General features: G+C 36.2%; 1 protein-coding gene. It reads right to left on the bottom strand.

Annotated elements, in window-relative coordinates; all coding sequences use genetic code 11:
* Nucleotides 1-157: 157 nt before the first annotated feature.
* Nucleotides 158-589, bottom strand: a complete 432-nt coding sequence (tnpA, locus tag ACKX14_RS15530) for an IS200/IS605 family transposase (RefSeq protein ID WP_422449274.1) — start codon at nucleotides 587-589, stop codon at nucleotides 158-160.
* Nucleotides 590-701: the final 112 nt, after the last annotated feature.

A 701-nucleotide genomic window follows, 5' to 3' on the forward strand; every position in this document is an offset into this window, starting at 1 on the left:
TTGAACCACCCTGCACTGGAGTGCAGGGAATTATTTGCGACTGAAAGTCGCTATTCAGGCTAAAGCCAGCTTAAGAATTTGATTGAAAATCATGCTATAAACTTAAGTTTACTTAAATGCCCTCTTGCTTAAGCAAGCTAAAGTTATTGACTGAAACTCATTCTGTTATCTTAAAAATTTCTTCTATGTTTTCATTCCCTTGCCCTTCTATATACTGCTTTATCATTTCTTCTGTCACTGTCCCTACTGTTCTGCAAAAATATCCTACTGACCATAGATGTTGACCCCAGTATCTCCTTCGTAACTCTTTAAATTCTTCTTGCATTATCTTCGATGATCTTCCTTTCAAATATTGCATTATTTTGCATGGCGCAAGTGTGGGTGGACATGATATTAACATATGTACATGATCTTTTCCTATACCACCTCGAATAATCTTTATTCCCCGTGCTTCACATCCTTGTCTTAATAGTTCCCTTAATCTTTCAGCTATTTTTCCAGTCAATACTTTATATCTATATTTTGTTGTCCAAACCACATGATATTGTATATCATACACGGTATGACTTCCTTTTTTTAAATCTCCCATTCAGTATCACCCCTGGTATAGATTATATAGATGATACTGAAGTATCTGCAAGTCCTGAAAGGATCTACGGGCTGAAAGCCCGTGGGTTTAAACCAAGCGCTTATTAACTAAA

This window comes from Thermorhabdus hydrogeniformans (assembly GCF_049310025.1).
Taxonomy (GTDB): Bacteria; Bacillota; Thermosediminibacteria; order Thermosediminibacterales; family Tepidanaerobacteraceae; genus JBJYKD01.

Bases quoted from the DNA above. Each gene is read 5' to 3' on its own strand.
- tnpA (WP_422449274.1), bottom strand. From the start codon at position 589: ATGGGAGATTTAAAAAAAGGAAGTCATACCGTGTATGATATACAATAT.